At 69.2% G+C, this 16935-nt stretch carries 14 protein-coding genes; 8 read left to right on the top strand and 6 right to left on the bottom strand.

Annotated features, from left to right (window positions below):
- Window positions 1–56: 56 nt before the first annotated feature.
- The gene (locus ACT3CF_RS01065) at window positions 57–581 is read left to right on the top strand and encodes a hypothetical protein (RefSeq protein ID WP_478419870.1); all 525 of its coding nucleotides are present in this window, start codon (window positions 57–59) and stop codon (window positions 579–581) included.
- Window positions 582–1752: 1171 nt separating this feature from the next.
- Here ACT3CF_RS01065 and ACT3CF_RS01060 read toward each other — a convergent pair.
- Window positions 1753–3933 carry an autotransporter family protein gene (locus ACT3CF_RS01060; protein ID WP_478419869.1) on the bottom strand — a complete coding sequence of 727 codons (2181 nt, stop codon included), beginning with the start codon at window positions 3931–3933 and terminating at the stop codon, window positions 1753–1755.
- A 613-nt stretch (window positions 3934–4546) separates the two neighbouring features.
- Between ACT3CF_RS01060 and ACT3CF_RS01055 the strand changes: the two genes are divergently transcribed.
- Together ACT3CF_RS01055 and ACT3CF_RS01050 are read left to right on the top strand one after the other, a co-directional pair.
- Window positions 4547–5341, top strand: coding sequence for a DUF2334 domain-containing protein (locus ACT3CF_RS01055; protein WP_478419868.1), 795 nt, complete (start codon window positions 4547–4549; stop codon window positions 5339–5341).
- Window positions 5341–6510, top strand: a complete 1170-nt coding sequence (locus tag ACT3CF_RS01050) for a glycosyltransferase (protein WP_478419867.1) — start codon at window positions 5341–5343, stop codon at window positions 6508–6510. The genes ACT3CF_RS01055 and ACT3CF_RS01050 overlap by 1 nt, the downstream gene beginning before the upstream one ends.
- A 33-nt stretch (window positions 6511–6543) precedes the next feature.
- Here the strand turns inward: ACT3CF_RS01050 and ACT3CF_RS01045 are convergent, their stop codons facing one another.
- Together ACT3CF_RS01045 and ACT3CF_RS01040 are read right to left on the bottom strand one after the other, a co-directional pair.
- Window positions 6544–7917 carry a cation:proton antiporter gene (locus ACT3CF_RS01045; protein WP_478419866.1) on the bottom strand — a complete coding sequence of 458 codons (1374 nt, stop codon included), beginning with the start codon at window positions 7915–7917 and terminating at the stop codon, window positions 6544–6546.
- A 96-nt stretch (window positions 7918–8013) separates the two neighbouring features.
- Window positions 8014–9195 (bottom strand): phospholipase D-like domain-containing protein, encoded by a 1182-nt coding sequence (locus tag ACT3CF_RS01040; protein ID WP_478421304.1) that lies wholly within the window; start codon window positions 9193–9195, stop codon window positions 8014–8016.
- A 239-nt stretch (window positions 9196–9434) separates the two neighbouring features.
- On the opposite strand from ACT3CF_RS01040, the gene rpoZ reads away from it, so the two are divergent.
- On the top strand, window positions 9435–9779 hold the full coding sequence (rpoZ, locus tag ACT3CF_RS01035) for a DNA-directed RNA polymerase subunit omega (protein ID WP_478419865.1): 345 nt from the start codon (window positions 9435–9437) through the stop codon (window positions 9777–9779).
- A gap of 237 nt (window positions 9780–10016) precedes the next feature.
- Here the strand turns inward: rpoZ and rplT are convergent, their stop codons facing one another.
- Together rplT and rpmI are read right to left on the bottom strand one after the other, a co-directional pair.
- The gene (rplT, locus tag ACT3CF_RS01030; protein WP_478419864.1) at window positions 10017–10382 is read right to left on the bottom strand and encodes a 50S ribosomal protein L20; all 366 of its coding nucleotides are present in this window, start codon (window positions 10380–10382) and stop codon (window positions 10017–10019) included.
- Window positions 10383–10396: 14 nt separating this feature from the next.
- Window positions 10397–10600, bottom strand: coding sequence for a 50S ribosomal protein L35 (rpmI, locus tag ACT3CF_RS01025; protein WP_110152511.1), 204 nt, complete (start codon window positions 10598–10600; stop codon window positions 10397–10399).
- A gap of 166 nt (window positions 10601–10766) precedes the next feature.
- Between rpmI and ACT3CF_RS01020 the strand changes: the two genes are divergently transcribed.
- Complete coding sequence (locus tag ACT3CF_RS01020; protein ID WP_478419863.1) at window positions 10767–12908, top strand: AsmA family protein; 2142 nt, start codon at window positions 10767–10769, stop codon at window positions 12906–12908.
- A gap of 67 nt (window positions 12909–12975) precedes the next feature.
- Here ACT3CF_RS01020 and hisN read toward each other — a convergent pair whose 3' ends face one another.
- The gene (gene hisN / locus ACT3CF_RS01015) at window positions 12976–13761 is read right to left on the bottom strand and encodes a histidinol-phosphatase (RefSeq protein ID WP_478419862.1); all 786 of its coding nucleotides are present in this window, start codon (window positions 13759–13761) and stop codon (window positions 12976–12978) included.
- An 85-nt stretch (window positions 13762–13846) separates the two neighbouring features.
- Between hisN and ACT3CF_RS01010 the strand changes: the two genes are divergently transcribed.
- From ACT3CF_RS01010 to ACT3CF_RS01000, 3 genes are all read left to right on the top strand, one after another.
- Window positions 13847–14911, top strand: a complete 1065-nt coding sequence (locus ACT3CF_RS01010; protein ID WP_478419861.1) for a phospholipase A — start codon at window positions 13847–13849, stop codon at window positions 14909–14911.
- A gap of 38 nt (window positions 14912–14949) precedes the next feature.
- A complete protein-coding gene (locus tag ACT3CF_RS01005) occupies window positions 14950–15513 on the top strand; it encodes a peroxiredoxin (protein ID WP_478421302.1) in 564 nt (187 codons plus the stop codon).
- A gap of 136 nt (window positions 15514–15649) precedes the next feature.
- A complete protein-coding gene (locus ACT3CF_RS01000) occupies window positions 15650–16702 on the top strand; it encodes a GGDEF domain-containing protein (protein WP_478419860.1) in 1053 nt (350 codons plus the stop codon).
- Window positions 16703–16935: the final 233 nt, after the last annotated feature.

Below are 16935 nucleotides of genomic sequence, written 5' to 3'. Positions count from 1 at the left end.
TTTGACCGCAATATCGCGTATCCAAGTGGTGCTGGACGCATGAAAGGGCATCGGGGATGAGCATCGCTCAAGACATTTTCCGCTTGGCAACGTCCTCGACAGGTAAGGCCGCGATACTATCGACGTTCAGCGCCGGTCTTGGTTGGACCGCAAGTTTCGTCACCGGCTGGTGGAAAAGTCGAGATCGCTATCGCGCTTATGTCACATGGCAGACTGGAGAGACCATGTATGGCCCGCAAGAAATGCCGGTCATCATGATTCAGAGTATCCATTCGCTGCCGATCAACGTGACACGTGTTAGGATACGTAACGGCTTCCGATGGAGAACCAAAGCGTGGGCCTTCGACAGCGAGGACCCCGACTACCCGGACCTGCCTCGCGTGATAGAGCCTATGAAGCAAACTACCTTTTGGCTTAACGCGGACGCGCTCAACAATGCTGCCGAGCAGAGCCGCATACTGAACTGGTTGTGCGTTCCACGGGTGTACGTTGGTGTTGAAACTATGGGGCGAGGAGAACGGCTGTTCGTGGCCGAGGGAGGTCTTAAATGGGACGCCCGCCGGGATCGGTATCGCCGATGATTTCGGTCTTTCCAGAGAATGCCCGCGACCTGCTTGAGCCCTGCACGAAAGGGCTTCTTGGACGAATGCTGCGGAACCGGGGCTACAAGCTGGAGATCACACACTACAAGAAGGACAAGGGCCTATCTCGCGTCTACATGTATGATCCATGGCGGACCCCGCGCTCGTCCAAATCGGCACCTTCGAGAAGGGTGAGACGCACGATTGGGCTTCGATGTATGACGAAGCCACGTACCTGCACCTTGAGCGTAAGCGCGATGGGACCCGCTACGGCAAGTAGCCTACGTGCAACTCGACAAATTAGCTATATTCGGCCCGCGCGCGAAGCGGCACGTTGGTGCATTTGCTACCTAATACCGCAGCTTTCCGATATTAGGTAGCAAACGCGCCAAGATTCCCTCGCAAGAATCCGTTGGCGGCTGACGGTCTGCTGACGCATTCTCAGGGAATGATCACTTCATATTTCCTCATGCTATTCGCAGCGTCGGCAAGTCAAAGCGAATGGCGGCCAGTTCCGCCAGAGACCGACACCGCTTGGCTAGGATTTAGCGGTGCCATGCTGTCGATACGATCTGTCGACGATCCTTCGCGAAAGGGCACGGCAAGGCGACGGCTGACGTTAACGCTTCCAAATGGTCGAAAGCGTTCAATGCACTTGCAAGATGGCGGCGGTTACATCGGCAACAATGGGTTCAATCTGTACCATCTCGATCAGGACCAGTTCCTTTTGGTGAGTCGACGCGATTGTGTGCGGATCGATCCTATATGGGGGCAGCTTCAAAGGTGCGAACGATCTGCTGCTTGTGTCGCCAAACGACAGTATTTGGGTCGTTTTGACTGGATGAACGGCTTTGACCCGCCGCGCGGCAACTTTCATTTCGGGTTCCGGTATCTGCCGAGTTATGACGCCATAGAGAATGAAGGCTGCTAACGACGTTGGGTCCTAGGCAACCTGCCGATCACGAATCTACCGCGACCACGAGGTGAATGCGATTGGTGGGGGTCATCAAGCCGCTTCCCCGGGATTCGGCGAATCCGCCCCGCGCTCACGCGGCGCCGGCATCGTCATGCTGATGCGCGATGCGCACGGACGCGCCACGGGACGGCGCCGCATGCTTGATGCAGCGCCGCCCCGTGGCGACCGGAGATCGTGGCCGGGGGTCGGCGGGCCTCAGAAGCCCTTGCGCACCTGAGCCCCCGCCGATGCGGCGCGCTCGCCGCTGGCGCCGCGCAGCCCCAGGTTGAGCGCGAACGCCCAGTCCGAGGGCAGCCGGAGTTCGAGCGCCGGCGAGAGCGCGAACTGGTCGCGCGACCAGCCCTGCTCGCGCAGGCTGTAGGCCGAGAGGCCGGCAACATCGGCATAATCGACGCCCTGGCCGGCATTGCCGTTGAACTCGTGCTGCCATTCGCCGCGCAGCGTGGCGGACAGCAGGCCGATCGACAGCTGCCGGCGATAGGTGGTGCGGAAGCCGAGCACGCCGGTGGTGGAGCGGATATCGCGACGATCGTAGCGCAGATCGTAGATGCCGGCGCCGTGCTCGCGATAGGCGGCGAGCGTGCCGCTCATATATTCCGCCCGCCCGTAGAGCGACCACAGCAGCGGCCCGGCGACGCGCTCGATCCCCGCGGACAAGGCGCCGGTGGTGAAGCTGCCGTCGCGGCGGCTCGTCGCGGTGAGGCCGGTGGTCGCATCGAGACGGCGGACGTCGAAATCGAGCCAGCCGTGCGCGATCATCGCGTCGACGAACAGCCCGGACACCGGCGTGACGCTGCCATAGAGCGCGATCGTCGTCGCATCGCCGGCGACATGCCCCTTGCCGCCCGCAATCCGGCTGCCGTCATGGCCGAAGCCGCCGCCGATGCCGAGCGTGATGCCCCGGGCGACGCGCGCGTCGATGCCGCCGCTCACGCCCGCAGTCGTGGCGGTGATCCGCGAGCGACCGCTGGCCGCGTCGCGCGTGCTGATGTCGATCGACCCTCCGGTCCAGGCGGCAATGGCACCCCCGCAACGATCGGCGGCGGCGCGAGGCCGGCGCGCGGCGTCCCGCCCCGCCGGGTCGGGCCGCTTGGTGCCGCGCAGCGCGGCCAGGTCGGTCGTGTCCTTGCCGTCTGGCTGGTAGGCGCGACCGTCCGAGGCGCTGAGCCGCAGACCGTTGGCCGAGGCCAGGCAGTCGCCATGCAGTCCTTCCGCGCATCGCATGAAGTTCGCGACCTGCGCCCGCGAGAAGCGGCGCGCCGCCTCGGCCTGGGCGCCGTCGATCGCCTGCACCACCGCGTCCGCCGCAGGATCGGGACGGCGGGTGACGTCGACCGTCACCACTGCCGGCGCCGAGGTGCCGAACGCGTTGGTGAGCGTATAGGCGATCCGGATGGCGCCGCCGAAGCGGGCCTTGGGCGTGACCGTCAGGCGGAAGGTCCGTGCATCGGCCGGGCCGCCCGCCACGATCGCCGTGGCGGCCTGGTCCGCGGGCGTGACGCTCACGATCGTCGCGGCGGTGAAGGGGCCGTCGACCGCGCCGGCGGTGAGTTCGACCGAGACCGGCTGGCCGTCGATCGTGCTCGCGCTCTGGGCACGCGCGGTGGGCGCCCGTCCGACCACCTCGATCGCGACCGTGGCCGGTGTCGAGGTGCCGCCCGGGCCGACCGCGACGAACTGGAAGCTGTCGGCGCCCTGGTAATTGGCCTCGGGCGTGTAGACCGCGATGACCTGACCCGGAGCCGATCCGAGTGCCAGCGCCATCGCCAGGACGCCGCCGCCGCCGCGCATCGCCAGCGTGCGCGATATCGCGACGGTGCCATGCCGGGGCTGGGTGACGATGCGGATCTCGTCATACTGGCCGCTGACGAGGCTCGAAAGGTCGATGCCGACATTCTGGCCGGCCGCGGTCCGGGTGTTCGCCGGGACGGTGGCCGAGGTCGAATCCGCGGCGACCGGCGGCTGGGCCTTGATCGTGACCGTGTAGCGCGCCGAGCCGGTGGCGCCGTTCGCGTCGACGACGGTGACGGTGATCGTATCGGTGCCGGCGGTGGTCGGCGTGCCGGTGATCGCGCCGGTCGAGGCGTCGATCGTCAGACCGGCGGGAAGGCCGGCGGCCGTGAAGCGATAGGGCGCCATGCCCCCCGCGACCGTCAGGGTCTGGCTCCAGCCGGTGCCGGCGGTGCCCTCGGGCAGCGCGCCCGGCGCGGGGGTGAAGACCAGCGTCGGCGCGCCGACGGTGATGCTCACCGTGGCAGGCGCGCTCGTGCCCGAGGCGTTGGTCGCGGTGTAGGTGAAGCTGTCGGCGCCCGAATAGCCCGCGGTCGGCGTGTAGCGGTTCCAGCCTTGCGTTCCGAAGCCGATCAAACCCGCCATGAAAATTGCCGATCCCAAAAGAAGCAGCGTATTTCCTAGGCGGCACGGTTAACGAATCCTTCAAGGAGCCGTCCCCGGCTTGTACGGAATATTAGCACTACGTAGCCACGATCCTGAATTGGATCGAATTATTACAAATCGATAGCGTACGCGGCTGAGGAAATCGTACCGATGACGCAACAAACCTTGCACCTGCCGCCCCGATGGGCCCGCAACGACCATGGTCGCTTGCCGAGATTCTTGACGAGGACGCATCTTCGATCGTCAAATCCATGCCGGAGGGGCGGGCATTGCGCACGCCGATAACGGCCGGATCGTCGGCTTCGGTCGGCGCGTCCGTCCCCGCACCGCGCCGTGGATGCGACGGCGCATCGCGCGAGAATGCGAGGCACGAGGTCAGGCTCCAGGCGCCGTCCCAGGCTATCCGGGGCGACCGGATGCGCGGCCCGCAAGCCGCCGCGAAACCACCCCATCTTTGCAGCCGCGCGCGCTTGGGCTAAGGCCGGCATGTTCTGGCGGGGGATGAGGCAGCGCAAATTCGCGCCGCCGCCCCGGTGCTAGGCAAGGCAATCGCCGCGGCGCAAGGGGCCACGCCGCGCTGGATTTTCAGGACATGACGCAGCAGCAACACACCCCCTCTTCCGCCACGGCGCCCACCCATCGCCGCCCGTTCCTGCTCGCTTCGATCCACGATGTCGGACCGCGATCGGAAGCGCAGGTCGACCAGCTCGTCGACCTGTATGCGCGCCACATGGATGCGCCGCGCTATGCGATGCTGGTGGTTCCCGACCATTGGGGCGAGGCGCCGCTGGTGCCCGGGTCGCCCTTTGCCACGCGGCTGCGCGGCTGGGCCGATGCGGGCGTCGAGATGTTCCTGCACGGCTGGTTCCACCGCGACGACAGCGCGCATGCCGGCGCGGCGGAGCGGTTCAAGGCGCGCCACATGACCGCGGGCGAGGGCGAGTTCTTGGGCCTCGATTATGCCACCGCGCACGACCGGATGGCGCGCGGGCGCGCGCTGGTCGAGGACGTGATCGGGCGTCCGGTGACGGGCTTCATCGCGCCCGCCTGGCTTTACGGCGAAGGCGCGCGCGCCGCAGCGCGCGACCTGGGATTCGCGCTGGCCGAGGATCATATGCGCGTGTGGGAACCGGCGAGCGGGCGCATCGTCGCGCGCGGGCCGGTGATCACCTGGGCAAGCCGCAGCCGGTGGCGGATCGCATCGTCGCTGGCGGTCGCCGCCGCTGCGCGCGCGCTGTTGCCGCGGCGGCCGGCGATGCGAATGGCGGTGCATCCCGGCGACACGCGCGTGCCCGCGCTGCTGACCAGCATCGACCGCACGATCGCCGCGCTGTCGCGCGCGGGCGGTTTCGGCCGCTATGCCGACCTGATCGGGGGCGCCGGCTGATGCGCATCCTGGACGTCTGCGCCTTTTTCAGCCCCGAGGGCGGGGGCGTGAAAACCTATGTCCGCCGCAAGATGAAGGCCGGTGCGGCGCGGGGGCACGAGATCATCATCCTGGCGCCCGGCGCGCGCGACGAGATCGTCGAGGAGCGCGACGGCGCGGTGCTGGCGACGATCGCCGCGCCGCTGTTCCCGCTCGACCGGCGCTATCGCTATTTCGACGACGAGCCCCGGCTGCACGCCGCGCTCGACCAATGGCAACCCGACGTGGTCGAGGCGTCATCGCCCTGGGGCAGCGCGTCGATGGTCGCGCGCTGGCCCGGACCGGCGCGCAAGTCGCTGGTGATGCACGCCGACCCGCTTGCCGCCTATGCCTATCGCTGGTTCGGCAGCTTTGCCTCGCAACAGGCGATCGACTGGGGCTTCGCGCCCTTCTGGCAGCATCTGCGCAAGCTCGACGAGGGTTTCGACCTGGTGGTGACCGCGGGCCAGGACCTGACCCGGCGGCTGATCGAGGGCGGGCTGGAAAAGGTGGTGACGGTGCCGATGGGCGTCGAGCCGGGCATTTTTTCCCCCGACTATCGCGACGACGCGCTGCGCGCGCAGCTGCTCCAGCATTGCGACCTGGGGCCGGAGGCGACGCTGCTCATCGGGCTGGGGCGGCTGGGCGCCGAGAAACGCTGGCCGATGGTCATCCGCGCGTTCGAAGGCGCGGCGACGGCACGCCCGGTGGGGCTGGTGCTGTTCGGCAACGGGCCGCAGCACGAGCGCGTGCGGCGCGCGATCGGGTATAACCCGCACGCCAACCTGTTCGCCCCGATCAAGGACCGCGTGCGGCTGGCGCAGGTGCTCGCCAGCGCCGACGCGCTGATCCACGGGTGCGAGGCGGAGACCTTCTGCATGGTCGCGGCCGAGGCGCGCGCGAGCGGGCTGCCGCTGATCGTCCCCGATCGCGGCGGCGCATCGGACCAGTTCGTGCCGGGACGCGGCGCCATCTATCTGTCGGGCGACCAGGGCGACCTGCGGGACAAGATCGTCGATTTCGTCGCGGACGATCCCGCCGCGCATCGTGCACGCGCCACCGCCGATGCGGGGCAGGTGCGCACGATGGACGAGCATTTCCAGGAACTGTTCGACATCTACGCCAAGCAGCTCGTCCGGCGCGCCGCCTGACGGGCGGACGGCGCGCCGGGTACGCGCGGGCGATCAGCCAGTGGCCGCCGGCTGCGGCGCCGCCGCATCGGCCGCGCCACGGCGCGCGTGGCGGCCATAGACGCGTTCGAACAACGGGCTGGCCATCACCGTCGTGACCACCGCCATCAGCACCAGCATCGCGAACAGCCCGGGGCCGATGATGCCCTTTTGCAGCCCGATATTGACGATGATGAGCTCCATCAGCCCGCGCGCATTCATCAGCGCGCCGATGCCGAGCGCGGTGCGGTTGTCCTCCCCCGCAATCCGCGCGGCGAGCCAGCACGCACCGAACTTGGCAAGCACCGACCCGGCGAGCACCACGAGCGCGATCGCCAGCAGCCCGGGCGCGGTCATCAGGTCCATCCGCGTGTTGAGCCCCGAATAGGTAAAGAAGATGGGGAGCAGCAGCACGGTCGCGATTGGTTCGACCTGACGCTGAAGCGCCGCCGAGAAGCGCCCGCGCGGCATCACCACGCCGAGGATGAAGCCGCCGAAGATCGCATGGATGCCGATCGCGTCCATCAGGAAGGCCGACAGGCAGAAGGCGGCGAGCGTCAGCCCGAGCACCCCGCCGCCCATCGTCCCGTCGGCGCCGATCGCGCGGCCCAGCGGCGCGAACAGCCGCGGACCGAACAGCAGGATGAACGCGGCATAGGCGATCCCCCCGCCGATCGCGAGCAGCGCCACGCCCGCGCCGGCGCCGAAGGTGGCGAGCACGACCGCGAGCAGGCACCACGACACCGCATCGTCGAACGCCCCCGCGGTGAGCGCGAGCGCGCCGAGCCGCGTTCCCGCCAGCCCGCGCTCGGCGATGATCCGCGCCAGCATGGGGAAGGCGGTGAGCGCAATGCACGCACTGAGGAACAGCGTGGCGTTGAAACGCGAGATGCCCGCCGCGAACAGCCCCGGCGTCGCCACCAGCCACGGCGCGAGCACGATCGCGACGATCACCGGCACGCCGATCCCCGCCGCCGAGACGCCCACGGCGCTGCGCGCGCGCTCGCGGAAATGCGCGGGATCGAGCGCGTTGCCGACGAGAAACATGTACAGCCCGACGCCGAGCTGGGCCGCGGCATAGAGCAGCGGGCGGAGTTCGTTCGGAAAGACCAGCGCCTGGACCTGCGGCGCGACCATGCCGAACAGCGACGGGCCGAGCAGCACGCCGGCGATCATCTCGCCCACCACCTGCGGCTGGCCGAACCAGCGCCGTGCGATCCATCCCACGAGGCGGCTGGCGAGCAGGATGACGGCCAGCGCGAGGAAGAAGTGGACGCTGTAGTCCGCCGGCGCAAAGGTGCGCGCGCCGCCCGGCCCCGGCGGGCCATGCGCCACGAACGCATCGGCAAAGGCGCGCAGCGCGTCGTGAACCAGCGTTTCAGCCATCATTTCCCCCAACGATCTCTTGCGATGCCGGCCACTTCGGGGCGGTCATCGACGCCGCGTGTTGGCACGCCGCGCGATGCCTGGGAAGCCGGCAGGCGATCAGCCGGGCGGGATCCGGCGACGCCGCGGCTGGAGCGAGCCGAAATTGAGCCGGCGCGTGACGTTGTAGTCGAGCACCGCCATCACGAAATAGGCACCGAACTGGAACAGCCGCGTCCACCATCCCGACCGCGCGCGATGCAGTTCGGGCGTGATCCGTTCCGATCGCGCCGCCTCGCCGTCGACAAAGGCGCGGACATGCGCGGCAAAGGCGGGATCGTCGATCCGCAGCATCAGTTCGAGGTTGAGGAACATCGAACGGATGTCGAAATTGGCCGAGCCGATATGGACGACATCGTCGATCACGAAGAGCTTGGTGTGGAGCTTGGTCGGCAGATATTCGTAGATCTCGACGCCCTTGCGCAGCAGCCCCGCATAGGTGAAGCGCGCCGCCCAGACCGCGGCGCCGTGATCGAGCTTCGACGGCAGCACCAGCCGCACGCGGCCGCGCTGTCCCACCTTGTCGAGCCGGCGCAGCATCGCCGGGCTGGGCGCGAAATAGGCGGCCATCAGGTCGATCCGCCGCGCGTGCTGCATGTCGTGCTTGACCACGCGCGCCCAGGGCGAGAGCCGCCGCATCGGCCCGCCGAGCAGCCAGCGCGCCCGCCCGGCGGGCTCGCTCCAGTTGCGCAGCGTGCGGGCGAGCGCGCGCATCGGTGCGCGCGGCTGTTGCGCCCAGGCGGCGAGCGCGTCGAAATAGCCGACGAGCCGCTCGGCCGCCGGCCCTTCGACGAGCAGCCCCATGTCGCGCCACGCGCCCTCCTCGATCGTGCCGAAATAGTCGCTTTCGATGTTGAAGCCGCCGATGATGACGCGCGCCTCGTCGGCGAGCGCGAGCTTCTGGTGGTTGCGGAACAGATAACGCCGGCCGAGCCGCGGCACGAAGCGGCACATCTCGACCCCCGCCTCGGTCAGCGGCGCAAAGAAGCCGCGCTGCGCCGCGCCCTCGCTGCCCAGTCCGTCGACGATCAGATGGACGCGCACGCCGCGCGCCGCCGCGGCGATCAGCGCGTCGCGAACCGCGCGCCCGGCGGCGTCGTCGACATAGATGTAATAGAGGACGCGCAGGCTGTGCCGCGCCCCGTCGATGAGCGCGAGCAGCGCGGTCATGCGCGCCGGCCCCTCGGTCAGCAGCGTCAGCCGGTTGCCGTCGACCAGGTAGGGGGAGCCAGCGGCGTCCATCGCCGCACCATGGCCGGGCGCCGCGGCGGCGGCAAGCGGATCGGCGTCGGGCGCGAACGGCGCGGGCGAGGACCGGCGAATGGCAGCTTCCTTCCACGGCAAGAACGGACGGCGTGGCATCAATCGCCGAGCGCGCCCGAAGTTCAGCGACGGGCGGGCGCGGCGGTTTCCTTGACAAACCGCGCCCCCGCGCCTATTTCGCCGCCTTTCCCGGACACCCTTATTCCAAGGAAGCGTAGATGGCGCGCGTCACTGTCGAGGATTGCGTCGACAAGGTCCCCAACCGTTTCGACCTGGTGCTGTTCGCAGCGCAGCGGGCGCGGCAGATCTCGGGCGGCGCCGAACTGACGCTCGACCGCGACCGCGACAAGAACCCCGTCGTCGCGCTGCGCGAGATCGCCGAAGAGACGGTTTCGCCCAAGCAGCTCGAGGAAGCGGTGGTGACGAGCCTGCAGCGCGTCCAGATCGACGACGAGGAAGCCCCCGACGAGCTGGGCTCGCTGGCGGCGTCGGCAGAGGCGCTGCGGCTGACCGCGGCGGCCCCGCCCCGCAACCAGAATCTGGGCGCCGACTACGACGGCTGAGCCCGGGTCGACGACAAGCAGAACACCGCGAACGGCCCCGAAGCGATTCGGGGCCGTTCGTGTATCCGCCGCCGATGGCGCCCGATGCCCCCTCCCAATCGGGTGACGATCAGCGCCGATCGCGCGCGAAAGGCGCCGTTGCGCGCCACGCAGGGGCAGAAAGCCAGCAAAAAGGGCGCCGGAACCCGCGGTTCCAGCGCCCTTCCTGACTATCGGTCGTGTCCCGGTGCCTGGGGATCAGGCAGCCTGGGGCAGCGCCGCCTTCGCCTGTGCGACGATCGCGGAGAAAGCCTCCGCCTCGTGCATCGCGATGTCGGCCAGCACCTTGCGATCGAGTTCGACGCCCGCGAGCTTCAGCCCGTGCATGAACTGCGAATAGGTGAGGCCTTCGGCGCGGACGCCCGCGTTGATGCGCTGAATCCACAGCGCGCGGAACGAACGCTTCTTAACCTTGCGGTCGCGATAGGCATACTGGCCGGCCTTTTCGACGGCCTGACGCGCGATGCGGATCGTGTTCTTGCGACGGCCATAATAGCCCTTCGCCTGATCCAGAATCCGCTTGTGCTTCGCCTTGGTGGTCGTACCACGCTTCACTCGTGCCATTTTTCAGGACTCCCTTACTTCAGGCCGTAGGGCGCCCACGCCTTGACGTGAGCCACGTCGGCGTCGGCCAGCACGCTGGTGCCGCGGTTGGTACGGATATACTTCGCGTTGTGCGAAATCAGGCGGTGGCGCTTGCCGGCGACTCCATGCTTCACCTTGCCAGTGGCGGTGAACTTGAAGCGCTTCTTCACGCCGCTCTTCGTCTTGAGCTTGGGCATTTTCGTCTCCTTATGTTCGACGATTGCGGACAGCCGCGGCAGCCCTTGTGGCCGGACGGTCCCTCGATCGCGGAAAGCGGGGCGCATAGCGGAACCCCGGGGGCAATGCAACCGCCGCGGGCGCATGGCGACGGAACCGCGTGCGCCCCCAGCCTTTTTTGTCCCCATGGCCGCGCCCGACGCCCCGCCCGCCCCCGCTTCGCCCGCGCCGCGCGGCCACGAGTCGCGGCGGGCGATGCGCACCCCGGTCGCCGCGGCGATCGCCGTCGCGGCGACGCTCGCCGGACTGGTCGTGCTGGCCTGGGCGATCCTGTTCGTCACGCGCGGCCGCTTTCTGAAACACCCGTTCGAGCGAATCGCCAGCGCGCAGGCCAAGCGCCCGGTGCGCGTCGCGGGGGACTTCCAGCTCTATTTCGCGCCGTTCGACCTGCGCTTCGTCGCCGAGGGGCTGACGATCGCCAATCCCGACTGGGCCGGCCCCCGCCCCTTCCTCGCCGCGCGGCGAATCGACAGCCGCATCGCGAGCTGGTCGCTGCTGTTCGGGCGGCGGCGGATCAACTGGCTGGCGCTCGACGGCGCCGCGGTCGACCTGCGCTGGGACGCGGCGGGCCGGCGCAACAGCTGGACCTTCGGCGACGGCGGCGGCAAGCCGCTGGAGCTGCCGCTGATCCACCGCGCGCTCGTGGCGGGCACGATGCTGCAATATCGCGATCCGCGCGCGCGGATCGACGCGCAGGTCCGGCTGCACAATATCGAGGCGCGCGACACGCGCTTTGCCAGCGCGGTGGGATTCGACGGGCGCGGGACGATGCGCGGCGCGCCGTTCCGGCTGACGGGCGCGCTGCGCAGCCCCGACGCGACGCTGCGCGGCGGCCGCAACGCGCTGACGCTGCACGTCGAGGCGGTGGGCAGCACCGCCGACATCGCGGGGACGCTGCCCGGCGCGACCGAGATCGACGGCGCGATGCTGCGCATCGACCTGCGCGGGCGCAACCTGGCCGACGTCTTTGCGCTGGCCGGGATCGCGGTGCCCGACACGCGCCGCTATCGCCTGCAGTCGGCGGTCGAGCACCGGGCCGCGCAATGGCATTTCCGCGACCTGCGCGGCCGGTTCGGCGACAGCGACCTGGCGGGGACGCTCGACATCGCCGCGACGCGGCCGCGGCTGAAGCTGACCGCCGACCTCAACACGCGGCGGCTCGACATCCTCGATGCCGGGCCGTTCATCGGCTATGACCCGCAGCGGCTCGATGCCGAGGGCGCCAGGGGCGCGGTGCGGCGCGAGGGCGGCACCCCGCGCGTGCTGCCCGATGCGCGCCTGCGGATCGACGCGCTCGACAATTTCGACGCCGAGGTCCGCTGGAAGGTCGCGACCGTGCGCGCCGAGGCGTTGCCGATCGCGAACGTCACGCTGGGGCTGACGCTCGACCACCGGCTGTTGCGGCTCGACCCGCTCGACCTCACCGTCGCGCGCGGCGCCATCCGCTCGCAGATCGAGATCGATGCGCGCCAGCGCCCGGTACGCACGCGCTATGACATCCGCCTGTCGCCGACGCCGATGGGCGTGCTGCTCGCCGGGCTGGGCGTCGCCGAGGCGGGGACGACGGGAACGCTGAAGGCGCGCGCGCTGCTGACCGGACGCGGCGACAGCGTCCACGAATCGCTGGCCCATGCCGACGGACGGATCGCGGTGATCCTGCCCAAGGGCAGCTTCTGGACGCGCAACATCCAGCTTTCCGAGCTCGACCTCGGCGTGTTCGCGCAGAAGATGTTCGAGAAGAAGCTGACCGAGCCGGTGCAGATCAATTGCGGGCTGGTCGCCTTTTCGGTGCGCGACGGGATCGCGGCGGCCGACCCGATCCTGATCGACACGCAGAAGAACGTGATGCTGGGCCGCGGCGGCTTCAGTTTCCGCAACGAGAGCCTCGACCTTGCCTTTCGCGCCGACGGCAAGACGTTCAGCCTGTTTTCGGCGCAGTCGCCGGTAGGGATCGGCGGCCAGTTCGCGGCGCCGCGGCTGAACGTGCTGAGCCCCGAGCTGGTGGCGCGCGCGGGCGCCGGACTGGGGCTGGGGCTGGGGCTGGCGGCGAGCCCGGTGGCGGGCATGCTCGCCTTTGTCGATTTCGGCGACGCCAAGGCGGCCGATTGCGGCCCGGTGCTGGCGGGCGCCACCGCGCGCGGCCAGCGCGACACCAAGGGGCGACCGCGCGACGATGTCGGCCGCGGCACCCCCGCCAAGTCCGAAAGCGGGCAGGACGGCGCCGAGACACGCCGCGCCCAGCGCCACCGGTTCCTGGGGCTGTTCTAGACCCGCCCCGGACCCGCGGATCGTCCCGCCCGGCGCCGCGCGGCGCCGGACGGACGGAACGGCGCGATCAGTGCCCGCCGCGGCAGGCGAGCAGCTCGAGAATCTCGTCGATGCGCGCCGGATCGCCCGCGGCAATCACCTCGCCCGTGCTCGCGGCGGTGAGCGGATCGCCGTTCCAGTCGCACATGCGGCCGCCCGCGCCCTCGACCACCGGCACCAGCGCGGCGAAGTCGTGCAGCTTGAGCCCCGCCTCGACCACGATGTCGAGCCAGCCGCTGGCGACACAGGCATAGTTGTAGCAGTCGCCGCCGAGCACGGTGCTCATCACCGCGGCGTCGAGATGTTCGAAGGCGTGAAGCTGATCGTCGGCGAACAGCGCGGGCGAGGTGGTGCCGAGCACGGCCGAGCGCAGGTCGCGGCACGCGCGCGTCGCCGCGGGCTTGCCGTTGAACAGCGTCGGGCGCCCCGCGACGCCGATCCAGCGTTCGCGCGTGATCGGCTGATCGATCACGCCGAGCACCGGCCAGCCGTCGACGACGAGCGCGATCAGCGTGCCGAAGATCGGCCGCCCGGCGATGAAGGCGCGCGTGCCGTCGATCGGATCGAGCACCCATTGGCGCCCGCTTGTCCCCTCGCGCACGCCGAACTCCTCGCCATGGATCGCATCCTTGGGACATTCGGCGACGAGCAGGCGGCGCATCGCCTCCTCGGCCGCGCGATCGGCGAGCGTGACGGGCGAATCGTCGGACTTTGCCTCGACCCCGTGCTGTCCGCGGAAATAGGGTCGGATCGCGGCGCCCGCGGCGTCGGCGAGGCGCTGCGCCAGCGCAATGTCGGTTTCGGATACGGCCATGCCCGTCGCCTAGCCCGGCGGCGCGCGCTTCGCCAGCCGCGTTTTTTTCTCGCCATCGTCATAAAGCCCTGTCAACGCATGGGCGATGCGCCGCCTTGTCCTTTCGTCGCCCTGGCTTGCCGTCACCGCCATCGCCGCGCCCGCGGCGGCGCAGGTGCGCGCCGTGCCCGCGCAGCCCGCGTCCGAACAGGCCGCGCTGCGCGGCGTCGAGGTGTTCCTGGTCAACGAGGGGAGCACGCCCGCGAGCGAGCCCGGCCCGCGCGAGATCGAGGTGACCGCCGCCGACGGCACGCGGCTGAAGCTCGAGCGCGCGCCGGGGCCGGTGCCGGTGATCGCCCCCGGCGGCTTTGCCAAGGCGCGGTACGTGCCGGTGAGCCTGGTCCGCATGGTCCCCCCCGCCGACGCACACCCGCCCGCGCCGATCCCGCCCGGCGAGGTGCGCGTCGCGGACGACCGCGGATCGGCGTCGGGCTTTCTCGACCGCTTCGCACCGCACGAGCCCGTCTATGCCGCCGCCGGCGCGGGCACGGCGGGCGCCAAGCTGCAGTTCAGCTTTGCCTTCCGTCCCTTTGCCGAGGACGCGCCGCTGAAGCTCGGCGCGTTGCGCGTCGCCTATACGCAGACGATGTTCTGGGCGATCGACCGGCCGTCGGCGCCGTTCGTCGCGACGATCTATAGCCCCGAAGTCTATGCGCAGAGCGCGCTCGACGACACGGCGACGGTCGCGCTCGGCTATCGCCACGATTCGAACGGCGGCGACCCGGAACATTCGGTCGACCTCAACCGGCTGTTCATCCGGCTGGGCAAGCGGTTCGACCTGGGCGACGACTGGCAGCTCGACCTGGTGCCGCAGGCATGGGTCAACGTCGCGACCGTCGCGGCGGCGCGCGACGTCGTCGATTATTACGGCCAGGCCGGGCTGGGGCTGGCGATCGGCCGGCGCGACGGGCTGAAGCTGGCGCTCAACGCGCGCGGCAATTTCCGCACGCGCCGGGCAAGCGCCGAGGCGTTCGTCTCCTATCCGCTCGCGCGGATCGGCGGCGCCGGATTCTACCTCTTTGGACAGGTCTTCACCGGCTATGGTGAAGCGCTAGAGGATTATCGACGCAACCAGACGCGCGCGCGGTTGGGCATCGCACTGACGCGGTGAGCGGCGCGCCGACGAGACGACCACGAGGAGGGATGACCATGCGGATCAAGTCGCTTTTCGCCACCATCGCGCTGCCGATCGCCGCGCTGGGCCTTGCCGCGCCGGGGATCGCCGCGCTGGCGCCGGGGACCAGCGCCCCGCTGTTCACCGCGCCGGGCGCCGTCGCGGGCAAGCCGATGACGGTCGACCTGAAGGCCGCGCTGCGCAAGGGGCCGGTGGTGCTGTATTTCTTCCCCGCCGCCTTCACCCCCGGCTGCAACGCCGAGGCGCACGCCTTTGCCGAGGCGCTGCCCGAGTTCCGCAAGGCCGGGGCGAGCGTGATCGGGATGACCGCGGGCAATGTCGACCAGCTCGCGCGCTTTTCGAGCGAGCAATGCGCGGGCAAGTTCGCGGTGGCGGCGGCAAGCCCGACGATCGCGCGCGGCTATGACGTGCTGCGCCGCGCCGCCGACGGCAGCGTGGGGACAATGACGACGCGCACCAGCTTCGTGATCGCGCCCAGCGGCAAGATCCTGTTCGTGCACGACAATGCGAGTCCCGCCGACCATATCCGGCTGACGCTGGAAGCGGTGCGCAAGTATCGCGCGGCGAAAAAGGGATAGATCAAACTGGTTTAGTCCACGCTCACGCAAAATTAGCAGTTTGCGTGCAGCTTCGGCCCCCAGAAAACGGTCATGACGAAGTCTCACGGATTCGTCATGGCCGTGCATTGGGACCGATTGGGGGCTGGAAAGGCATATGGCCGGCGCGAAGGTGTTACGGTTCACGGGAAGCGGCGGCTTCTCGCAAAGCCTGTACGAACGCATCGGAAACTTCCTGTTCGACCAACGGCTTGCCGCGACTCCTGCAAACTATGCCTTTGCCTATCACCTGCTCGCCGACCCCGACGGGCCGCTGGCGCGCGCGGTCGATGCGCTGACCGAAGGCGGCGTGCGGCTGACCCAGCGCGACGTCGAATCGCTGGGCGTCGAGCTCCACCCCGAACCCGCCAAGCAGCCCGAGTCGGACGGCGGCCGCGCGCAGCGGGCCGAAGGGCTGATGGCGCGCACCCAGATGCAGGTCGAGGGATTCCAGGACATGGTGTCGGCGATGCGCGCCGAGACCGCCGATTTCGGCCGCAACCTGGCGGCGAGCGCCGAGGCGATCACGCGCAACGTCGATGCCGGCATTTACGAGACGCTCAACATCGACGAGGTCGCGCGGATCACCGGCGCGATGCTGCGGCGCGTGCGCACCGCCGAGGCGCGGCTGGAAGTCGTGACGCGCGAGGCGAGCGAACTGCGCCTAAAGCTGGAGGAAGCGCGCGACAATGCGCGACGCGACCCGTTGACCGACCTGCCCAACCGTCGCGCGTTCGAGGAAGCCTATGCCGCGCAGTCGGCGGCGGGCGCGGCGATCTGTATCGCGGTGTGCGACGTCGACCATTTCAAGTCGGTCAACGACCGGTTCGGCCACGCCGTCGGCGACCGCGTGCTCAAGGCGATCGGCGAGGTGCTGAGCCAGTCGTGCACCGGGCATCTGGTCGCGCGCTATGGCGGCGAGGAGTTCGCGGTGCTGTTCACCGGGCTTTCGGTCGACGAGGCGCGCGACACGCTCGACGTCGCGCGCAGCCGCGTCGCGGCCAAACGCTATCGGCTGCGCGACACCGACGCGCCGCTGGGCGAGATCACCTTTTCGGCGGGGCTGACGCCGGCGCGCGAAAACGAGGCCTATGGCACCGCCTTTGCGCGCGCGGACAAGCTGCTCTATCGCGCCAAGTCGGCGGGGCGGAACCGGCTTCAGTCGGAATAAATACCGCTATTCGGCGTTTTTCGCCATTATCGAATGGCGGAATTTGCGATTCCTTCCCGCGCCGGAAATACGAATCCTTGAAAATCAGCATGTTATAAAACTGGCACGAGGAATGCAAATCACTGGGTATCGACCGGATCGGCCGGTCGCGAAAATGCCCAAGGAGATTTGCCATGACCCGCATCGGTTCGTTCCAGCACAGCCTCGCTTTCGTCGGCGCGACGGTGATGACG

Source organism: Sphingomonas chlorellae, from assembly GCF_056485145.1.
The sequence above is the reverse complement of the archived record's forward strand: the minus strand, read 5'-3'. Positions and strand labels throughout refer to the sequence as shown.

Coding starts and splice junctions, on each gene's coding strand:
- rpmI (WP_110152511.1), bottom strand. CDS start 10,600: ATGCCCAAGCTCAAGACGAAGAGCGGCGTGAAGAAGCGCTTCAAGTTC.
- ACT3CF_RS01050 (WP_478419867.1), top strand. CDS start 5,341: ATGCGCATCCTGGACGTCTGCGCCTTTTTCAGCCCCGAGGGCGGGGGC.
- ACT3CF_RS01020 (WP_478419863.1), top strand. CDS start 10,767: ATGGCCGCGCCCGACGCCCCGCCCGCCCCCGCTTCGCCCGCGCCGCGC.
- rplT (WP_478419864.1), bottom strand. CDS start 10,382: ATGGCACGAGTGAAGCGTGGTACGACCACCAAGGCGAAGCACAAGCGG.
- ACT3CF_RS01000 (WP_478419860.1), top strand. CDS start 15,650: ATGGCCGGCGCGAAGGTGTTACGGTTCACGGGAAGCGGCGGCTTCTCG.
- ACT3CF_RS01040 (WP_478421304.1), bottom strand. CDS start 9,195: ATGGACGCCGCTGGCTCCCCCTACCTGGTCGACGGCAACCGGCTGACG.
- ACT3CF_RS01005 (WP_478421302.1), top strand. CDS start 14,950: ATGCGGATCAAGTCGCTTTTCGCCACCATCGCGCTGCCGATCGCCGCG.
- ACT3CF_RS01055 (WP_478419868.1), top strand. CDS start 4,547: ATGACGCAGCAGCAACACACCCCCTCTTCCGCCACGGCGCCCACCCAT.
- ACT3CF_RS01010 (WP_478419861.1), top strand. CDS start 13,847: ATGCGCCGCCTTGTCCTTTCGTCGCCCTGGCTTGCCGTCACCGCCATC.
- hisN (WP_478419862.1), bottom strand. CDS start 13,761: ATGGCCGTATCCGAAACCGACATTGCGCTGGCGCAGCGCCTCGCCGAC.
- rpoZ (WP_478419865.1), top strand. CDS start 9,435: ATGGCGCGCGTCACTGTCGAGGATTGCGTCGACAAGGTCCCCAACCGT.
- ACT3CF_RS01065 (WP_478419870.1), top strand. CDS start 57: ATGAGCATCGCTCAAGACATTTTCCGCTTGGCAACGTCCTCGACAGGT.
- ACT3CF_RS01045 (WP_478419866.1), bottom strand. CDS start 7,917: ATGATGGCTGAAACGCTGGTTCACGACGCGCTGCGCGCCTTTGCCGAT.
- ACT3CF_RS01060 (WP_478419869.1), bottom strand. CDS start 3,933: ATGGCGGGTTTGATCGGCTTCGGAACGCAAGGCTGGAACCGCTACACG.